Annotated in this window: 10 protein-coding genes and 1 pseudogene; 9 read left to right on the top strand and 2 right to left on the bottom strand. The window is 65.7% G+C overall.

The genetic code is table 11. The annotated features are described in order from the left end of the window. Positions 1-121: 121 nt before the first annotated feature. The 8 genes and pseudogenes from ABQY64_RS05820 to pbpC all read left to right on the top strand — a co-directional run bounded on the left by ABQY64_RS05820 (position 122) and on the right by pbpC (position 17,477). Complete coding sequence (locus tag ABQY64_RS05820; RefSeq protein ID WP_184353457.1) at positions 122-2,338, top strand: TonB-dependent receptor domain-containing protein; 2,217 nt, start codon at positions 122-124, stop codon at positions 2,336-2,338. Positions 2,339-2,444: 106 nt separating this feature from the next. Beyond that, a complete protein-coding gene (locus tag ABQY64_RS05825) occupies positions 2,445-3,437 on the top strand; it encodes a nucleoside hydrolase (protein ID WP_349779261.1) in 993 nt (330 codons plus the stop codon). A gap of 652 nt (positions 3,438-4,089) precedes the next feature. Further along, the gene (locus ABQY64_RS05830; RefSeq protein WP_349779227.1) at positions 4,090-8,991 is read left to right on the top strand and encodes an alpha-2-macroglobulin; all 4,902 of its coding nucleotides are present in this window, start codon (positions 4,090-4,092) and stop codon (positions 8,989-8,991) included. A 153-nt stretch (positions 8,992-9,144) separates the two neighbouring features. Next, positions 9,145-9,611: pseudogene (locus ABQY64_RS05835) on the top strand (transposase). A gap of 214 nt (positions 9,612-9,825) precedes the next feature. Continuing rightward, positions 9,826-12,933 carry a TonB-dependent receptor gene (locus ABQY64_RS05840; protein ID WP_349779226.1) on the top strand — a complete coding sequence of 1,036 codons (3,108 nt, stop codon included), beginning with the start codon at positions 9,826-9,828 and terminating at the stop codon, positions 12,931-12,933. Between the two features lie 156 nt (positions 12,934-13,089). After that, positions 13,090-14,037, top strand: a complete 948-nt coding sequence (locus ABQY64_RS05845; RefSeq protein WP_349779225.1) for a glycerophosphodiester phosphodiesterase family protein — start codon at positions 13,090-13,092, stop codon at positions 14,035-14,037. Positions 14,038-14,168: 131 nt separating this feature from the next. Then, positions 14,169-14,945 (top strand): type II CAAX prenyl endopeptidase Rce1 family protein, encoded by a 777-nt coding sequence (locus ABQY64_RS05850; RefSeq protein WP_349779224.1) that lies wholly within the window; start codon positions 14,169-14,171, stop codon positions 14,943-14,945. 111 nt (positions 14,946-15,056) lie between these two features. Further along, a complete protein-coding gene (pbpC, locus tag ABQY64_RS05855) occupies positions 15,057-17,477 on the top strand; it encodes a penicillin-binding protein 1C (protein ID WP_349779223.1) in 2,421 nt (806 codons plus the stop codon). Positions 17,478-17,672: 195 nt separating this feature from the next. On the opposite strand, the gene ABQY64_RS05860 is transcribed toward pbpC, so the two are convergent. After that, positions 17,673-18,233: a bacterioferritin gene (locus tag ABQY64_RS05860; RefSeq protein WP_024938597.1), complete on the bottom strand. Its 561-nt coding sequence runs from the start codon at positions 18,231-18,233 to the stop codon at positions 17,673-17,675. A 43-nt stretch (positions 18,234-18,276) separates the two neighbouring features. Then, the gene (locus tag ABQY64_RS05865) at positions 18,277-18,759 is read right to left on the bottom strand and encodes a peroxiredoxin (protein ID WP_016903926.1); all 483 of its coding nucleotides are present in this window, start codon (positions 18,757-18,759) and stop codon (positions 18,277-18,279) included. A 162-nt stretch (positions 18,760-18,921) separates the two neighbouring features. Here ABQY64_RS05865 and ABQY64_RS05870 point away from each other — a divergent pair, with 162 nt between their 5' ends. Then, positions 18,922-19,398 (top strand): Hsp20/alpha crystallin family protein, encoded by a 477-nt coding sequence (locus tag ABQY64_RS05870; RefSeq protein ID WP_016903925.1) that lies wholly within the window; start codon positions 18,922-18,924, stop codon positions 19,396-19,398. Positions 19,399-19,447: the final 49 nt, after the last annotated feature.

Genomic DNA, 19,447 nt, shown 5'->3' on the forward strand with positions numbered 1-19,447 from the left:
CTTTTCGAATTCGGAAAACTTTTTCGCACGCGCTCTGCCAAATTTGTGTAAATCGTGTTAATTCTGTTGCAACGCGGCATGCAGATCAGGCCGCTCCGCCAACCGAATTCGGAGTCTTCCCATGTCCGCCAGCCGGTCGCTCAAGATCAGCGCGCTCGCCGTTGCCGTTGCTTCCCTTCTCCCGCTCCATGCCGTTGCCCAGCAGGCGCCCGGCGACGACGGTGTCGTGCGCCTGGACGCGGTCAAGGTCACGGTCGAGCGCCGCTCGGAAGATTCCAAGGACGTGCCGGTCTCGGCATCGGTGCTGCGTCCGGAGTTCCTGGATGCCATCTCCACCAGCGGCTCGGATATCCGCGTGCTCGCGGGCAAGGCGCCCAGCCTCAACATCGAGTCGTCCAACGGCCGTGTGTTCCCGCGCGTGTACATCCGCGGCTACGGCAACACCGACTTCAACACCTATGCCTCGCAGCCGGTGTCGCTGATCTATGACGACGTGGTGCAGGAAAATGCATTCCTGAAGGGCTTCCCGATCTTCGATCTGGAAGGCCTGGAAGTGCTGCGCGGTCCGCAGGGCACGCTGTTCGGCCGCAACACGCCGGCCGGCGTGGTCAAGTTCAACTCGGTCAAGCCGGCCATCGGCGCCAATGACGGCTACGCCAGCCTGTCCTACGGCACCTACGGCACCATGACCCTGGAAAGCGGCCTGAGCATCGCCATGGGCGACCATTGGGCGGCGCGTCTGTCCACGCTGGGCCAGCGCCGCGACGATTGGGTGGAAAACCGCGATGGCCGCGATCTGGAAGGCTATACCGATTCGGCCGTGCGCCTGCAGCTGCTGTACCAGGCCAGCGACGATTTCAGCGCCTTGTTCAACGCGCATGCGCGTCACCTGGACGGCACCGCGCGGCTGTTCCGCGCCAACATCATCCAGCCCGGCACCAACCAGCTGGTGGACGGCTTCGACGAAGAGAAGTCCTTCATCGACGGCGCTAACAACCAGGAATTGCAGACCTACGGCGGCAGCGCCAATCTGACCTGGGACCTGGGCGACATCGCGCTGCACTCGATCACTGCCTACGAAGGCATCGGCAAGTACTACAGCCGCGGCGATATCGATGGCGGCTTCGGCGCGGTGTTCGCACCGCCGTCCGGCCCGGGCGTGATTCCGTTCCCGGTGGAAACCGCCGGCGGCATCAAGAGCCTGGACCAGTACAGCCAGGAACTGCGTGCCGAATCGCAATACGAAGGCCCGCTCAACTGGCAGGCCGGCCTGTACTACTTCCACGACGATGTGGAAGGCGAAAACTACACCTACAACACCTTCAGCGGCGGCGACCTGGCCAGCTACCAGCTGACCCGCCAGCGCAATACCTCGTGGGCGGCATTCGGCTCGTTGAACTACGCGGCCACCGATCGCCTGAACCTGCGCGCCGGCATCCGCTACACCTACGACAAGAAGACCTTCGACGTGCTGGCGCTGGACCGCGTCACGCTGGTCGAGCCGTCCAGCGGCGAGACCGACAACTCCAAGGTCACCGGCGATCTGGCGGCCACCTTCGCCATCAACGACGGCGTCAACGTGTACGCCCGTGCCGCACGCGGCTTCCGCGGTGCCAGCTTCGGCGTGCCCTCGGGCACCGCGCCGCTGACCGTGGCCGAGCCGGAGACGGTGGATTCGTTCGAGATCGGCATCAAGTCCGACCTGTTCGACAACCGCGCGCGTCTGAGCTTCGACATCTACGATTTCCGCGTCAAGAACCAGCAGCTCACCGCAGTGGGCGGCGTCTCCAATGACGTGCGCCTGCTCAACGCCGACAAGACCAAGGCGCGCGGCGCCGAGTTCGACTTCGAAGCGCTGCTCACCCAGAACCTGCGCGTCACCGCCGGCGGCGCCTACAACTGGACCCGCATCGACGACCCGACCCTGTCGGTGGGCGTGTGCCGCACCTGCACCGTGACCGACCCGCTCAATGCGGCCGGCAACGCCATCATCGACGGCAACGACCTGCCGCAGGCTGCCAAGTGGATGGCCAACGCCACCCTGCGTTACGGCATCCCGATGGGCAACGACGGCGAGCTGTTCTTCTACACCGACTGGTCCTACCGCAGCGAAGTGAACTTCTTCCTGTACGACTCCAAGGAGTTCACCGGCCAGCCGCTGGTCGAGGGCGGCGCCAAGATCGGCTACAACTGGGGCGCGGGCGCGTACGAGTTGTCGGTGTTCTGCCGCAATTGCACCAACCAGATCCGCGTGACCGGTGCGATCGACTTCAACAACCTCACCGGCTTCATCAACGACCCGCGCATCGTCGGTGCGCAGTTCCGCGCCAACTTCTGATCGGCGTCGTGGTGTAGCACTATCGAACCGCCGGCCAACATGCCGGCGGTTTTTTTATGGTCGCAGGAGTGGATGCATGCAGCGTGGATGGCGAAACATGTGGTGGATGCTGGGCCTGTGGTGTGCGTCGGCAGTGGCATGGGCGCAGACGCCTGCTGCCACTGCCGCCACTGCCGCGCAGCCGGCGCCAAGGCCCACGTCGACGTCGACGTCCCCCGAGTTGCTGGTGGTCTCCACCGATATCGGCGACGACATCGACGATGCGTTTGCGCTCGGGCTGCTGTTGCGTAGCCCGCAGCTGCATGTGCTGGGCATCGCATCGTCCTGGGGCGACACCGGCTTGCGTGCGCAGTTGCTGCAGCGCCTGTTGCAGCAGGCCGGGCGCAGCGAGATTCCGTTGGCGGTGGGCGCACGCACCACCAGCGCGATCCCCTTCAGCCAGGCGCGCTGGGCCGCCAGGGGACAGTTGCCCGGCAAGCTGCCGGATGCGGCGGCGATGATCCTGCAGCAGGCGCGCCTGCACCCTGGCAAGGTGACCTTGCTGGTATTGGGGCCGATGACCGACGCCGCAGTGGCGCAGCAGCGCGACCCGGCCGGCTTTGCCAAGCTCAAGCGCATCGTGGCGATGGGCGGTTCGGTACGCGTTGGCTACGGCAAGTCGGCCTATCGGCCGGCCAGCGCGCCAGCGCCGGAGTACAACATCCTGGCCGATGTGCCGGCGGCGCAGCAGGTGTTCGCGGCCGGCGTGCCGATCGTGTTGCTGCCCTTGGACGCCACCCAGATCACGCTGGAAGAACCCGAGCGCATCGCCTTGTTTGCGCACGGCGATGGGCTCACCGATGCGCTCACCCAGCTGTATTACCAGTGGCGCAATACCGACCAACCCTGGGCCAGCGCCACGCCGACCCTGTTCGACGCAGTGCCGGTGGCCTGGCTGCTGCGCCCCGACCTGTGCCCGACCACGCCGTTGCATCTGGACGTCGATGCGCAGGGCTACACCCGCGAAAGCACAGGCACGCCGAACGTGCAGGCCTGCCTGCGTGCGGACAAGCCGGCGTTGATCGACCTGTACATGCGCACGGTGCTGCAGTTGCGCTAGGAGTGGCTATCAACATGTGGGGAGCGCCCGCTTGGTGGCGAGCGCAGTGGTTTTATTGGCCGTACTTTGGGATGCAGTCAAAAGCCTGGTTGGTCGTGTGCGCGGTGCCCTCACCGCTCGCGGGACACGCCGCAAGTACGTCCTTGTAGGCTCGGTGGCGGCATCCATGCCGCCACACGGTCCCGCAATCGGCGAGGACACCGCACCAGAAAATGCGTCGGCTGCTTTGTTGAACGCCTGCTTGTTGCTCTGCTTGTGATGGAACGTTTGTTGGACGCACCATCCTCCGAACAATGCACGCCATGCCCTGAGTGCGCCCCTGCACACCGACCATCTCGACTGGTCCTTGCCCGCCCACCGTCGCGTAAGAGCCTACAGGGACGTACTTGCGGCGTGTCCCGCGATGGTGGGCGGGCAAGGGCCCTGCAGCCAAGCCGCAACTCAGCGACCTGCCATGGACCGGCGTCAAACCACTGCGCTCACCGCCGGTCGGGCGCGCAGGTCCCATCGCAGCGCTGGCCCGGTGGCGCATCATCGCCGCCCATCGGCAAGTCGCTGCGTCGCCCCGTGCCGCCATCGGTGACGTGAACGGCATCGCTATACTTGCGTCCTCAGTCATGGGGTAGTGCGAATGGATAGCCGGGAATCAGGGATGACGTGGTCGGGTACGCGGCGCATGTTGCTGTGGGTGGTCTTGCTGGGCGTGGCGATCGGCGCGGTGGCGTGCAAGCGCAACGAAAGCGGCCAGCTGCCTGTCGCCAGCGGCGAGGCGATCAAGGCCGACAAGCAGGCCATCACCGGTTTTGCGCTGGCGCGCGCCTATCCCGACCAGACCAGCGACGGCCTGTCGCTGGCGCTGGAATTCTCGCGGCCGTTGGTGGGCACGCAGGACTTCGATGCGCTGGTGCGTTTCGAGGAAAAGGTCGGCACAGGCGACAGCAGCTGGACCCTGTCCGACGACGGCAAGACGCTGCGCTACCCGTACGTGGAAGCGGCCAAGGACTACACCGTGCTGGTCGACGCCAACCTGCTGGCCGCCGATGGCAGTCGCCTGGGCAAGCCGCTCAAGCAGAAGGTCTACACCGGCGCGCTCAAGCCGGTGGCCGGGTTCGCTTCGCAAGGCAGCGTGCTGCCGGCACGCGAGAGCCGCGGCCTGCCGGTGGTGTCGGTCAACGTGCCGGAAGTGGACGTGGAGTTCCTGCGCGTGCGCGAGAAGTCGCTGCCGGCGTTCTTCCAGCAGTTCCAGCGCGGTGGTCGTCGCGGCAGCTGGGAGCTGGAGAGCGAATATAACGACAAGCAGCCGTTGTCCAAGCTGGCCGACCCGGTCTACGTCAATCGTTTCATTCTTGGCGGCAAGCAGAACGAGCGCGTGCTGACCTACCTGCCCACGCAGGACATCAAGGAACTGCAGGAGCCGGGCCTGTACTTTGCGGTGATGAAGCGCGCCGGCAGTTTCGACAATGGCTTCGATACCGCGTTCTTCACCGTCAGCGACATCGGCCTGCACACGCGCGCCTACAAGGACAAGCTGTTCGTGCACACCGCCTCGCTGCAAAGCGGCGAGCCGATCAAGAACGTGGAAGTGCGCGTCCTCGATGCCAAGGGCGAGCTGTTCCTCAAGGGCGCCACCGACGGCAACGGCAATGCGCTGCTCAACTACACGCTCGATGCCGGCCACGTGCTGGTGGCGCGCAGCAAGACCGATATCTCGGTGCTGCCGTTCAACCAGCCGGCGCTGGACCTGAGCGAATTCGCAGTGGCAGGGCGCGAGAGCGCCTGGTTCGACGTGTTCGCCTGGGCCGGCCGCGACCTGTATCGCCCCGGCGAGACCATGCGCGTGTCGGCGATCCTGCGCGACAACGACGGCAAGCCGACCAAGCCGCAACCGGTATTTCTGCGCCTCAAGCAGCCGGACGGCAAGACCTTCCGCGAGACCAAGCTGCAGCCGGGTGAGCAGGGCTATTTCGAGTTCAGCCAGCAGATTCCGGCCGATGCGCCGACCGGCCGCTGGCAGGTGGAATTCCGCACCGATCCGGCCAGCAAGGACGCCGTGCAGGGCATGACCGTGCGCGTAGAAGAGTTCCTGCCCGAGCGCATGAAGCTGGATCTGGACAGCACCCAAAAGACCCTGAGCGCCGGCCAGCCGTTCACGCTGGTCGCCAATGCCGCGTACCTGTATGGCGCGCCGGCCGACGGCAACCGCTTCACCGCCAAGCTTGCGGTCAGCGTCGAGCAGCATCCGCTCGAGTCGTTGCCGGGCTGGTTCTTCGGCGACCCCACGCTGGAGCTGCCGCGCGAAGCCAAGGACGTGATCGACACCGAGTTCGGCAGCGATGGCGTATTGCGCGAAGACATCGCGCTGCCTGCCGAAGCCAAGCCGGTCAGCACGATTGCGGCGGTGGTCTCGGGCAGCGTGTACGAGACCGGCGGGCGCACCGTCACCCGCAGCGTCAAGCGCGTGCTGTGGCCGGCCAAGGCGCTGGTCGGCGTGCGCCCCCTGTTCGATGACAAGGAGGGCACCGACGCCAACGGCACCGCGCGCTTCGAAATCACCCGCGTGGATGCCGATGGCAAGCCGCAACCGGCCAAGGGCCTGAAGGCCACGCTGGTGCGCGAGCTGCGCGACTACCACTGGAACTACACCGACGACCACTGGGATTACGACTTCACCCGCCGCTTCGAGAACAAGGACACGCGCACGCTCGACATTGCCGGCGGCAACGCCAAGCTCGAGGTCCCGGTGGAGTGGGGCGAGTACCGCCTGGACGTGTTCGACCCGGCCACCGGGCTGACCACGCGCTACCCGTTCCGCGCCGGCTGGAGCTGGAACGACGAAAACCGCGGCCTGGACGCGCGCCCGGACAAGGTCAAGCTGGCCTTGGACAAGACCGCCTATCGCGCCGGCGACACGCTCACCGTCACGCTGACCCCGCCGCATGCCGGCAAGGGCGTGCTGCTGGTGGAAAGCGACAAGCTGCTGTACGTGCAGGACATCGACGTCAAGCCGGGCAGCAGCTTCGAAATTCCGGTGACCGACGCGTGGGAACGCCACGATGTCTACATCACCGCGTTGGTGTTCCGCGGCGGCAGTGCGCCGAGCAAGATCACCCCGGCGCGTGCGGTGGGCGTGGCGTATGTGCCGATGGACCGCAAGGCGCGACGCGTGGCGGTGGGCCTGGCCGCGCCCAAGCAGATGCGCCCCGAGCAGGCGTTGCCGGTGACGGTGAGCGTGCCGGAGCTGGCCGGCAAGGCGGCGCACGTGACTATCTCGGCGGTGGACGTGGGCATCCTCAACATCACCCGCTTCCCGGTGCCCGATGCCAACGCGCAGTTCTTCGCGCAGCGTCGTCTGGGTACTGATGCCTACGACATCTATGGCCGCGTGATCGAGAGCTTCGAAGGCGCCAGCGGCAAGCTCAAGTTCGGCGGCGACATGGCGCTGGAAGCCTTGCCGCAGGCCAAGCGCCCGACCGCGCGCGTGCAGACCGTGGACCTGTTCTCCGGCTCGGTGAAGCTCGATGCCAAGGGCAATGCGCGCGTGCAACTGCCAGTGCCGGATTTCAACGGCACGCTGCGGGTGTCGGCGTTGGTGTATTCGGATACGCGGTTCGGCAACCACGCGGTGGAAACCGTGGTGCGTGCCCCGATCCTGGCCGAGGCCAGCATGCCGCGCGTGATGGCACCGGGCGACCGCAGCACGGTGACGCTAGATGTGCAGAACTTCACCGGCAAGCCGGGCGAGTTCAATGTGCGCGTGGACGGGATCGGCCCGCTGGCCATCGCCGAGGCGGCGCGCAGCGTCAAGCTCGGTGTGGATGCCAAGCAGACGCTGAGCTTCCCGCTGAGCGCCACCGAAGGCTATAGCGTGGCCAAGGTGCGCGTGCGTGTGGACGGCAACGGCTTCAAGGCCGACCGCAGCTACGACCTGCCGGTGCGTGCCGGCTGGCCGCAGGTGTTGCGTGCGCAGACGCGCGTGCTCGATCCGCTGGCGCCGATCACCCTGGACAGCGGCTTTGCCGATGGCTTGATGGCCGGCTCGGTGACCGCGCGGATGGTGGTCAGCCCGCTGCCGCCGATTCCCTTCGCCAGCGCCCTGCAGGGTGCATTGGACTATCCGTATGGCTGCGCCGAGCAGACCACCAGCAAGGGTTACGCCGCGCTCTTGCTCGACGATGCCACCGCCAGGGCGCTGGGCACCAAGGGGCTTGAGGCGGCCAAGCGCCGCGAGCGCATGGAAGGCGCATTCGGTCGCCTGGCCTCGATGCAGATCGCCAGCGGGCATTTTTCGATGTGGGGCGACGACGGTTACGTCAATCCGGGCCTGACCCCGTATATCGCCGAGTTCCTGCTCGACGCCAAGGACGCCGGTTTTGCGGTGCCCGACAACGTGCTGCAGAAGGCGCTCAATCGGCTCAGCGAGGACCTGCTGTCCGGTGGCAACGAGTTCTACGGGCAGGACCGCCGCGATAGCCTGAAGTTCGCCAACCAGGCCTGGTCCGGCTATGTGCTGGCACGCGTCAACCGCGCCCCGCTGGGCACGCTGCGCGCGCTGTACGACAACCAGCGCGACAAGGCGCTGACCGGCTTGTCGCTGGTGCATCTGGGCGCGGCATTGTCGCTGCAGGGCGACACCAAGCGTGGGCAGGCGGCGATCAAGGCGGGTTTTGCCAAGGACAGCAGCGAGCGTCCGCCGTACTTCGCCGATTACGGCAGCGCGATCCGCGACGATGCCTTGATGATGGCGCTGCTGCACGAGCGTGGCTTGTCCAAGCCCGAGTACGACACCCGCGCAGTGGCATTGGGCCGCGCGCTGGATGCACGCCGCGCCACCGGCTGGCTGTGGCTGAGCACGCAGGAGCAGGTGGCGCTGGCGCGCTTGGGCAAGGCCTTGATGGTCGGGCAGGGCAAGCAAGTGTCCGGCACCTTGACTGTTGGCGGCGAGGCGCAGGAGATTGCGCCGGCACGTCTGTTCGGGCGCAGTTTCGACAGCGCCGCCCTGGCGCGCGGCGTGCAGTTCGCACCGCAGGGCGAGGCACCGATGTACGCCAGCCTGGAAGTGGCCGGCATCCCGCGCAGCGCACCGGAGCCGGACACGCGCAACCTCAGCGTGGAGCGCAGCTGGTACACCACCGACGGCAAACCGTGGACCCCACGTGCATTGAAGGAAGGCGAAGCGCTGATCGTGCGCGTCACCATCACCGCCAACAGCGACATGCCGGACGCGCTGCTGACCGACCTGTTGCCGGCCGGCTTGGAGATCGAGAACTTCAATCTCGGCGATGCCAAGCAATGGGCTGACGTGGTGGTGGACGGCATCGGCATCAGCGAGCGTTCCAGCGCCGCCGACGTCAAGCACGAAGAGTTCCGCGACGACCGCTATGTGGCCGCGCTAGCGCTGTCCTCGGGCAGCAAGGCGCAGCTGTATTACCTGGTGCGCGCAGTCACCCCGGGCACCTACACGGTGCCGCCATCGTTGGTGGAAGACATGTATCGCCCCGAGCTGCGCGGCGTGGGGCGCAGCACACCAGCGACGATGACGGTGGTGCAGCCGTAGGACAACAAGGTAGGAGCGCGCGCGCGCGCGATGGGGCTTTTCCGGTAACGCCCCCATCGCGCGCAAGCGCGCTCCTACGTTCAGGAATTTTCTCACCGAAGCAAGCATCCGATTCCGATGCAAGCGCTTGCATGGGCGGACCAGCATGCATCGATGATCAACTCTATTTCCGCAGGACATCGCGCGCTTCGTCGTGGCCGGCGCTCGCTGGCAGTTGCTGCTATCTCCTCACCGTTACAACCTGGCAGCGGCGACGTGTGTTCGACGATTTTCAGCTGGCCGCGTCAGCATGCCGCGCGTTCATCGCCGCGCTGCCAGAAGATGCCAAGTTACTTGCCTGGGTGCTGATGCCGGACCATGTCCACTGGCTGGTGCAGTTAGGCGATGTCACTCCGCTCGCGCGGACGGTGTCATGCATGAAGGCAGCAAGCACGCGTGCGGTCAACCAGCAACGCAGGATGCCCGCCGTGGTCTGGGCGCGGGCCTACCACGACCGCGGCCTGCGCAAGGACGACGATCTGCGCATCGTGGCTCGTTACCTGATCGCCAACCCGCTACGCGCCGGACTGGTCGAGCGGGTCGGCGATTATCCATTCTGGGGTGCAATCTGGCTGCCGTAGGAGCGCGCTTGCGCGCGATTGGGCATCACCGGGAAAGCTTCATCGCGCGCAAGCGCGCTCCTACGCCAGCACAACCGCTTCTTCGCTTACGACGACATCGCTGCGCACTGTCTTTTCGATGCGATGCCAGCGACACGCAAGGGTCATTTTTAGTGGCTACGTTGGCGTGCTTTCTTATAGGCGCGGCGTCCTTGCTGCGCGATCTCGGGATTCCATGCAGCGCTCCGATTCGTACCGTTTGCACTTGTCCGTTCTCGCCGTTGCCATTGCGGCGTGTTCGCCAGCTCCGCAGGCATGCGCCCACGAGTGGGCAGCTATTGCAGCCGATGCCTCCGCTCAAATGTCTGCTGCGGCCATGACCGCGACCGCGGGCGCATCAGCGAACGCAGCTACACCTACAGCTCATAATGACGAGACAACCACGCCCGATGCTGAAGTTGCGACTGCAAGGCAACGTTCTTCATTGCCAGCAGATGCATCCGCTGATTCCATAGACCCTGCATCCCCTGCATCCCCTGCATCCCCTGCATCCCCTGCATCGTCCACGTCGCCTGCATCGGCACAAGGCGAGGCATCCACTAGCGACGCATCGCCCACCACCAAAACCGGCGTGCAGACCCTCGACGCTATGCAGGTCACCGGCGTGCGCCGTGCCAATGCCGCCGCGGTGGAAAGCAAGCGCGCGGCAACCAATATCACCGATGTGATCAGCGCCACCGATGTGCGCGCCTTGCCCGACAGCACCATCGTCGAAGCGCTGCGCCGCGTGCCCGGTCTGTCGGTATTGCCGGCCACCGACAACGAGCATCCGCGCGACGAGGCGGCTACACCGGTCTTGCGCGGCCTGGGTCCGTCCTATAACAACGTCACCATCGATGGGCTGACCATTGCCTCGCCCGGCACGCCCAACGGCACGCTCGGCTCGATCACCCGAGGCGTGCGTCTGGACCTGCTGCCGGCATCGATGGTCAGCGAGTTGCAGGTGGTCAAGACCTTCACGCCCGATCTGGACCCCAACGCAACGGGCGGGGCCATCAACCTCAAGACGCGCAGCGCCTTCGAAAACGGCGGCAAGCCTTTTTTCAGTGCCGAAGCCGCGCTGGGCCATGCCAACGATGTCGGCAAGCCGCGCGATCAGGACGACCCCGGCTATCGCTTGAACGCCACCGGCAGCCGTACTTTCGGCAGCGAGCAGGAGTACGGGGTCACCCTGTCGGCCAACTACCAGACGCTGAGCAGCTACACCGAAACCCATATGACCACCGACACGGTGCATTACGGGTTCTACGACAACAACGGCGTGCTGCAGACCGGCGCCAACCTCGGCAATGGCTGGGCGGTGCCGCAGCAGGACAAGTACTGGTACGTGCAGAACCAGCGCGACCGCTATGGCGTCACCGGCAAGTTCGAAGTGCATCCCAGTGCCGCGCTCGAAGCCTATGCAACGGCCGGTTACTACTATTTCAAGGACAACATGGAGCGCAACGAGGTCCTCATCGATCCGCGCAACCGTGGCCAGGTGTTCAATCAGACCGCCACCTCCGGCAGCTATCCCGGCGGCGACATCGAGGTGGGGTACTCGAACCAGATCGTCACCACGCGCACCAAGGTCGCGCAGCTGGGCACGATCTGGCGGCCCACCGATCGGCAACAGTTTTCCGCGCGCGGCGCGTGGTCGGATGCGACCTACGACGAGCCGATCCGCATGATCAAGTACGCCACCGGCATCACCCGCGCCGCACCGGTACCGGTGGGTCAGACCGGCAGCGGTGTGACCATCAATGCCACGCCCAACTACGCATTCAACTACGACACCTCCGGCTTCGATCAGCGCTTCGGGGTGTCGCCGCAGGCCTACAACGATCTGGGCAATTACAGCCTGTCGTACTGGCGCCCGGACTACAAACGCACCGCGGCCGATCGCATCCTCACCGGCCGGCTGGATTACGGTTTCAACCAGGGCGAGAGCGATCAGGGCATCGGCTTTGCCGCAGGCATGTCGTACACCACCGACAAGCCGTCCTACGACATCTATCGCGTCGAGTATCAGCCTAATACCAGTGCGCCGGCATTCGGCCTAGCCGATGTGGCGGGCACCGGCCGGGCGCCGATGCGCTACGCCGGTCTGAACCTGATCACCATCGATCCTGACAAGGCCAATCGTGCGCTGGCTGCAACGCCGCTGAGCGCGTTCAACAGCACCGACCAGCAGGCCTTCAGCAATCAGGACAACTTCACCCATACCGAAAAGACCTTCGGCAGCTATGGCCTGGTCAGCTACCGCAGCGAGCGTTTCAATGTGCAGGGCGGCCTGCATTTCGACAGCACCAGGCTCGAAACGGTCGGCCGCCAGCGGCAGCTGGATGCCGCGACCAACCGCTATGTGTATGTCGATAACCCGACCAGCGCCGATTACCACTATCTGCTGCCCTCGGCCATCATGACTTACCACCTGACCGATGCACTGGACCTGCGCGCCGGCGCAAGCCGTACGCTCGGCCGCCCGCCATACGATGCGTATGCGGCGCGCACCTCGATTGGCTTCGTCAACACGGCCGATGCCGGCAACCCGAATGCGCAAGGCGTCACCGTCACCATCGGCAACCCGGACATCAAGCCGCGCGTGTCCAATAACCTGGATCTGTCGCTGGAATGGCGCCTGCCTGGCGATTTCGATGCGTTTGCGTCCACGGCCGTGTTCGACAAGCGCATCCAGGACGAGATCTTTACGCTTTCGCGCACCGACAGCTTCACGTTCGACGGCACCACCTACGCCAACGCGTTGATCAGCACGCCGGCCAATGCCGCCAAGGCGCGCATCCGCGGAGTGGAGTTCAACGGCATCGTCAACACCCTGGCGCCGATCGCGCCGTGGCTGAGTGGGGTTGGTTTCAGCGCGAATTTTGCGGTGCTCGATGGCAGCCTGGATGTGCCCTACAGCGTTGGCAGCGGCAGCAATGTGAGCCAGCGCGAGCGCAAGCTCGACAATCTGGTCGGACAGCCCGACTACACCGCCAACGCCACGCTGTTCTACAACACCGGCGGGCTGGAGCTGCGCGCGGCCTACAATCGCCAGGGCAAGGCCTTGCGTGCCATCGTCAGCAATATCGACTGGCAGGACCTGTATTGGTCGCCGCGTTCGCAGCTGGATTTCACCGCGACCTATGCGATCAGCAAACAGCTCAGCCTGATCGGCCAGGTCAGCAACCTCACCCACAGCCGCATCACCAGCGTGACCGGCCCCGGGCAGAACCTGCTCAAGGACAGTTATTCGGTACCCACGACGTATTGGTTCGGCTTGCGCTTTACGCCGACGTTCTAGGCGCGGCGAAGCTGGCATGGCGAGCAGAGCCCAGGTCGGTGCGTGCAGTGCGTGGAAATCAAGATGTGCACTTGGCAGGCGCCATGCTGAGTGCCCGCCGCGCCTACCTGACCGACACGCAATAGTTCTGTAAATCCCTTCAAGCGGAGTTGTTCGATGACCTTACGTACTGCCGCCACCGTCGCGGCCATGCTGTGCGCGGCACTGGCCACCCATGCGAGCGCGGCGCCCACCGGCGTGGCCGCAATCCAGGCCCGGCTGACCAATCCTGACGGCGGCATCGTGGTGGTGGCCCATCGCGGTTGCCATGCACCGGCACCGGAACATGGGTTCAAGGACAGCGCACCGGAGAACTCGCTGGCCGCGCTGGAGCGCTGCATCGCCATCGGTGCCGACGTGATGGAGACCGATGTGCGCCGCGCTGCCGACGGCACCCTGGTGATGCTGCACGACGCCACCGTGGACCGCACCACCGACGGCACCGGCAAGCTGTCCGAGCTGACCTTGGCCGACCTGCAAAAATTGCGGCTGCGCAGCGACGAAGGTGGCGCGCAGGCGCCGCTGACCGACCAACGCGTGGTAACGCTCGAGCAGATGCTGGCCAGGTCCAAGGGCCATATCCTGCTCAACCTGGACGTCAAGGATGCGATCTACGTGCAGGTGGTCGATGCGGTTGCCCGTGCCGGCATGCAGCACCAGGTGATCGTCAAGGCCGAAGCCGGCATCGCTACGCCGCCCCTGGCGGCGATGCTGCCGTTCGACAAGGTGTATTTCTTCCCGATCCTGATCAACGCCCATGGCACTGCCGACCTGGCCGCGATCGCCACTGCGCAGACACGCAACGCGCATCCGGTCGCGTTCGAGCTGCCCAAGATGTCGGCAGCGCAATTGCCGGCGTTGGTTGCAGTGAGCAAGGCACACAAGGTGCGGCTGATGGTCAACTCGCTGTGGGAAGGCTTCATCGCCGGCTACGGCGGCGACGCCGATGCCGAGCGCGATCCTGACAAGGTGTGGGGCCGCCTGTACCGCGAAGGCGTGTCGATCATCCAGACCGATGCGCCGGAAGCCTTGCTGCGCTATCGCGCGTCGCTGGAGCAGCGGTGAGTGTCGCGTTGCATCACCGCATGCAGTTGGCCTGCGACTGGAGCGGATGTCGCCGCGCAATGTGATCCGTAGAACTGCGTCGGTGGTGTTGCCGTTATAGTCAGCGTTCGTTTGCACGCAAGGACGTCTGCATGCCGCTCGATACATCCCTGCGCCGACTCACGCCGCATGTTGTCTGGTTGTTGGTGCTGCTGGTCGCGCTGCAGGTGCGTGATGTGGCCAAGGCCCTTGGTTTTCCAATCCCGAAAATTCCGGTGCCTTACGGCGGTGGGATTCTCGACAATCTGCTCAGCGTAGTGCTCGTGCTCGTCGCAGCGGCGTTGCTGCGTCCTGGCATGCCAGGCGAGCTCGCGGCACGTCTGGGGTTGCGTTGGAACGGCTTGCGCGGCCCGGCGCTGACGTTGCTTGCCACACTGCCGTGTTGGCTGGGGCTGTGGACGCAGTCCAGCTCGGTCGGCACCGACGATCTGCTTGGCCTGCTCTGGTTGGCGCTGCTGTTTCCGCTAGCGGAAGAAATCGTGTTTCGTGGTTTCGGCTTCGTCTTTGCCTGCCGTGCGCTGGCCTGGCGTCCGGCAATCGCCGCGCTGGTGCAGGCGGTTGTGTTTGGCGGTGTGCATTGGCTCGGGGCCGGCGGTGGAGGTGGCGAGGCGTTGTTGATCTTCGCCATTACTGGCATCGGTGCGCTGCTGTTTGCCATCGTGGACGCGCAGGATGGCTACACGATCTGGAGCGGCTGGGTGTTGCATGTCTCGCTCAACGCGGCCTGGACGGTCTTTGCGGTCTCCGATTCGGCCGCCAGCGGCGGGCTCGGCATTGCGTTACGCCTGTCTGCGGTATTTCTGGCGATGGGGTTGCTGCGGCTGTTCGTAAGGCCGCGTCGCTCGCCGCACGCGGACGTGGTGGGCTAGCGCACCTGTCGTCGCGCAAGCAGGAGCGTACAGTCACGTTGATCGCTCAACGCCACAGCTTGCCGCGCGCGATGGTGGCCGAAATGCGTTTTGCCCTGCATCCTTGGCAGGATGGATGAGCAGCAGCACGCGCAGGCAAGGATCGACCAGACGCAGGAACGCGTCGCTGGCAAGGAGGGTGTTGCTCGGCGTGGCCGGCGCTGGTTGACGGGGCTACGCTGGAGCGCCGTGGCACTATTGTCTGCGATGTTGCTGCTGGACCTGGCCTTCCCACTGCCACTACCCAAATCACGGGACACCTCCACGCTGGTGGTGGCACGCGATGGCACGCCGCTGCGCGCGTTCGCCGACCGCAACGGGGTGTGGCGTTATCCGGCCAGCCCGCAGAGTGTGTCGCCGCTGTATCTGCAGGCGCTGCTCAATTACGAGGACCGCTGGTTCTGGCGCCATCCCGGAGTCAACCCGTGGGGCCTGTTGCGTGCCGGCGGGCAGTGGATCGGGCAGGGGCACATCGTCTCCGGCGGTTCGACCTTGACCATGCAGGTGGCGCGCATCCTGGACCCGCATACGCGCACGCCGTGGGGCAAGGCCAAGCAGCTGCTGCGCGCGCTGCAGCTGGAAGCGCACCTGAGCAAGCGCGAGATTCTGACGCTGTATCTGGAGCGCGCGCCCTATGGCGGCACCATCGAAGGCGTGGAAGCGGCCAGCTGGGCGTACCTGGGCAAGCCAGCCAAGGCCTTGTCGCAGGCCGAGGCTGCGTTGCTGGCGGTGTTGCCGCAATCGCCCAGCCGCCTGCGCCCGGATCGCCATCCCGAAGCCGCGCAACGCGCGCGCGACAAGGTGCTCGATCGCATGGTGGAGCTGGGCGTGTGGTCGCGCGCGCAGGTGGACGATGCGCGGATCGAGCCGGTGGTGACGCGCTCGCTCAAACCGCCATTGCATGCGGCGCTGCTCGCGCAGAGGCTGCATAGCGCGCAACCGCGCGCGGCACGCATCGTGACCACGCTGGATGTGGAGCTACAGCGCACCCTGGAAGAACGCGTCACGACATACTTTTCGCAGCTGCCCGAGCGCACCTCCGCGGCATTGCTGGTGGTGGACAACGCCACCATGGAAGCGCGCGCATACGTGGGCTCGGCCAGCTTTGGCGATCGCAAGCGGCTGGGGCATGTGGACATGGTGCAGGCCTGGCGCTCGCCCGGTTCCACACTCAAGCCGTTCCTGTACGGCATGGCGTTGGACGATGGGTTGATCCACTCCGAAAGCCTGTTGGTGGATGCGCCGCAGAGTTTTGGCAGTTATCGGCCCGGCAATTTCGATGCGGCCTTCAATGGGCCGGTGAGCGCGGCGACGGCGTTGCGGTTGTCGCTGAACGTGCCGGCGGTGGACCTGCTCGACCGGATCGGCCCGGCGCGGTTTGCTGCGCGGCTGTCCAATGCCGGGATCGAGCTGCGCTTTGCGCACGGCAGCGTGCCCAATCTGGCGTTGATCCTGGGTGGCACAGGCGCGCAATTGCAGGAACTGGTCGGTACATTTGCGGCGCTCAATCGTGGCGGTATCGCCGGGCGCGTGCGCTATACGCCGGACGATCCGCGCATCGAGCGCCGGCTGATGTCGCCGGGTGCGGCCTGGATCGTGCGCGAGATCCTGCAAAGCAATCCGCGCCCCGGGTATGGCAGCGGTACCTTCGACACCGCCACGCGCCCAGGCGTGGCCTGGAAGACCGGCACCAGCTATGGCTACCGCGATGCCTGGGCGATCGGCGGCACGCGTCGCTACACGGTCGGGGTGTGGGTGGGGCGTCCGGACGGTACGCCGCTGCCGGGCCAGTACGGCGCCGTCACCGCGCTGCCGCTGATGTTCGAAGTCATCGATGCCTTGCCGCGCAGTGCCGGCGATAGCGCGCCGGTGCCGATGCCGGCCACCGTGCAGGCGCTGGACATCTGCTGGCCGCTCGGCGGCGCGGCCGATCAGACACCACCGGCGCAATGCGCACGCCGCGCCGACGCCTACGTGCTCGATGGCGCAGTGCCGCCCACCTTTGCCGAGCGCGACGCACGGCTATGGCAAAGCGGGCAGCTGCATTTCGACGTGGATGCGCGCAGCGGCCAGCGGCTGTCGCAGGAGTGCAGCCAGGCGCATGAACGCGTGCCGCATGCAGTGGCGCGCTGGCCGGCATTGGTCTCGCCGTGGCTCAGCGCCGCCGAGCGCAATGCTGCGCAACTGCCGCCACTTGCGGCGGACTGTCTGCCCGATGGGCGCATGACCGGGGGCGGCGTGCTGCGTATCGACGGGCTGAGCGATCGCGCCACGCTGGCGCGTGCCAACGCCACCTCGCGTCCGGTGCGCCTGCAACTGCGTGCACTGGGCAGCGACGCGCGCATCGACTGGTTGCTGGACGGCCGCTGGATCGCACAGACCAACGGACGCCAGGGATTTCAGCGCGAATTCGCCGAGGTCGGCACGCATACGCTCACCGCAATGGCCAGCGACGGTGCCTGGACGCAGCTGCGCTTTCGCGTATTGCGCTGACTAGCACGTGCTGCGCCCGGGTGCGCTCCTACGGCAGCAGGCAACCACGCACCATCCTGCGGCATAGAAAACAGACAGGGCGCTCGAGGCGCCCTGTTTGCTTAAATCATCGAGTCGGTTTCAACTTTCAACGTCACTGTGGATGTCGATACCGATCATCGCTCGCAACGCATCGCTGCATTGCAATCGCTCGGCTCACTCGCCGATCCAGCCTTCCAGCAGGTCGGCGAACTCGTCGGCGTGCTCTTCTTCCTGGGCCAGGATGTCTTCCAGGATGCGCTTGGTGGTGGTGTCCTTGTCGCCGATGAAATCGATCATCTCGCGGTAGCTGTCGATGGCGATGCGCTCGGCGATCAGGTTTTCCTTGACCATGTCGCGCAGGTCGCTGCCTTCCTTGTATTCGGCATGCGAGCGCTTGGTCAGCGTGTCCGGATTGAGGTCCGGTTCGCCGCCCAGCTGCACGATGCGCTCGGCGAGCCGGTGTGCGTGCGCCTGTTCCTGCTGCGCATGCTCCAGGAACTCGCCCTTGACCGCGTCGGCAAGCATGCCCTTGGCCATGAAATAGTGGCGGTAATACCGCAGGGTGCACACGTATTCGGTGGCCAGTGCGGTGTTGAGCAGCTCGATCACCGCCTCGCGGTCGGCGTGGTAGCTCTCGGTGATGGCACCGTCTTCGATGCTCTGGCGTGCGCGGCTGCGCAAGGTGGCGGTATCGGTGATGCCGTCAGGGAGTTGCTTGGCTGGCTGGTTAGACATGGCTGGCCGGTTTCCTTCTGAGTGGTTGGGGGGAATCAATGCATCAATCGGGCAGGTGCTGCAGTACGTAATCGGCGGCGGACACCTTGAATTCGCCGGGTTCTTCGACGAACAAGGCCTTGACCACGGCGTCGTCGGCATACAGCGCGTAGCGGCGCGAGCGCAGGCCCATGCCCGAGCCGCTGGCGTCGATCTCCAGGCCCAGTGCGCGGGCCAGTTCGGCGTTGCCGTCGGGCAGCAGGTGCAGGCCGTCGGGGATCAGCTGGCTGCGGCCCCAGGCCTGCATCACGAACGGGTCGTTGACCGCGGTGCACAGCACCTCAATGCCGCGTTTGCGGAATGCGTCGAAGTGCTCCACATAGCCCGGCAGGTGCTTGGCCGAGCAGGTCGGGGTAAAGGCGCCCGGCACCGCGAACAGCAGCACCTTGCGGCCGGCGAACAGGCTGTGGGTGTCCACCGCCTCGATGCCCTCGCGCAGGCGCTTGAGCACGACTTCGGGAATGCGGTCACCAACGTGGATGGTCATGGGGCTGGGCTCCTGCGGCTGAACGAAGTCTAGAAAGGGGCGAGGGAAAAGCGCGTCAACGCGCTTGAAATCCGCAGCGGCACGCCTATCTGACGCACATGGCCGGCGCAACGGCGCACGCCGCGGCAGCCGGCCCCTCACCCAACCTTTTGGAGGCTCGCAATGAACATCGTTCGTTATCCCCAGTGGCCCACCCATGCGCTGCAAAACGAGATCAAGCACGTGTTCGACCGTTTCTTCGAGCAGAACGGCGACACCGACGAATCGGCGGTGGTGACCGCGCAGTGGGTGCCGCGCGTGGACATCAAGGAAGAGGCCAACCATTTCGTGCTGTACGCCGACCTGCCGGGCATCGACCCCGGTCAGATCGAGGTGCAGATGGACAAGGGCATCCTGTCGATCAAGGGCGAGCGCAAGGGCGAGTCCAGCACCGAGACCGAGCGCTTCTCGCGCATCGAGCGCCGCTACGGCAGCTTCCACCGCCGCTTCGCGCTGCCCGACAGTGCCGACCCCGACGGCATCACCGCGACCGGGCACAACGGTGTGCTGGAAATCCGCATCCCCAAGCGCCCGGCGGCCACCCCGCGCCGCATCCAGGTCGGTAACGGCCAGGACCCGGCCGGCAATACGGTGCAGTAAGGCAGCAAAACCTGGAGCGGAGCGGCATGCTTCGCTTCCCGGCGGCAAC

It is taken from the genome of Xanthomonas sp. WHRI 7065 (assembly GCF_040203115.2).
GTDB classification, from domain to species: Bacteria; Pseudomonadota; Gammaproteobacteria; order Xanthomonadales; family Xanthomonadaceae; genus Xanthomonas; species Xanthomonas arboricola.

Excerpts from the sequence above, each read along its gene's own strand:
- ABQY64_RS05865 (WP_016903926.1), bottom strand. The coding sequence starts at position 18,759 with ATGACCATCCACGTTGGTGACCGCATTCCCGAAGTCGTGCTCAAGCGC.
- pbpC (WP_349779223.1), top strand. The coding sequence starts at position 15,057 with ATGGATGAGCAGCAGCACGCGCAGGCAAGGATCGACCAGACGCAGGAA.
- ABQY64_RS05870 (WP_016903925.1), top strand. The coding sequence starts at position 18,922 with ATGAACATCGTTCGTTATCCCCAGTGGCCCACCCATGCGCTGCAAAAC.
- ABQY64_RS05820 (WP_184353457.1), top strand. The coding sequence starts at position 122 with ATGTCCGCCAGCCGGTCGCTCAAGATCAGCGCGCTCGCCGTTGCCGTT.
- ABQY64_RS05830 (WP_349779227.1), top strand. The coding sequence starts at position 4,090 with ATGACGTGGTCGGGTACGCGGCGCATGTTGCTGTGGGTGGTCTTGCTG.
- ABQY64_RS05850 (WP_349779224.1), top strand. The coding sequence starts at position 14,169 with ATGCCGCTCGATACATCCCTGCGCCGACTCACGCCGCATGTTGTCTGG.
- ABQY64_RS05825 (WP_349779261.1), top strand. The coding sequence starts at position 2,445 with ATGCTGGGCCTGTGGTGTGCGTCGGCAGTGGCATGGGCGCAGACGCCT.
- ABQY64_RS05840 (WP_349779226.1), top strand. The coding sequence starts at position 9,826 with ATGCAGCGCTCCGATTCGTACCGTTTGCACTTGTCCGTTCTCGCCGTT.
- ABQY64_RS05845 (WP_349779225.1), top strand. The coding sequence starts at position 13,090 with ATGACCTTACGTACTGCCGCCACCGTCGCGGCCATGCTGTGCGCGGCA.
- ABQY64_RS05860 (WP_024938597.1), bottom strand. The coding sequence starts at position 18,233 with ATGTCTAACCAGCCAGCCAAGCAACTCCCTGACGGCATCACCGATACC.